Source organism: Psychrobacter sp. TB55-MNA-CIBAN-0194 (assembly GCF_040309505.1).
In the GTDB taxonomy this organism is placed as follows: domain Bacteria; phylum Pseudomonadota; class Gammaproteobacteria; order Pseudomonadales; family Moraxellaceae; genus Psychrobacter; species Psychrobacter fozii.
The window spans coordinates 1-326 of the sequence record NZ_JBEOOW010000091.1 but is presented as its reverse complement, the minus strand read 5'-3'; the positions used below and the strand labels follow the sequence as shown (position 1 = coordinate 326).

Here is a 326-nt window from a genome sequence, read left to right as displayed (position 1 = left end):
GTCTATCGCCAGTATTGTCTTTTTAATTGCTGGGGTAGGGTTTTTAATTTGGGGCTGGTCTTTCTTACGTCAAGAAGAAGAGGTTAAACAAATCACGCCAGATGCTGACCCATTAACCAAAGTTGCTTTGACCCCTTCTCAAAAGGCGCTCGCAAAATACGGCTTTTTAGTGGTGGCACTGTTTGTATTTCAGGTATTTATCGGCGGTTTTGTCGCGCATTATACGGTCGAAGGTCAAGAGTTTTATGGTATTCCAGTTGCAGATTTTTTTCCTTATGCGCTAGTACGTACGTGGCATATTCAGTCGGCCTTATTTTGGATTGCCA

At 42.9% G+C, this 326-nt stretch carries 1 pseudogene; it reads left to right on the top strand.

The window, feature by feature from the left end:
* Positions 1-326: pseudogene (locus AAEY75_RS14380) on the top strand (nitric-oxide reductase large subunit); the annotation flags it as partial.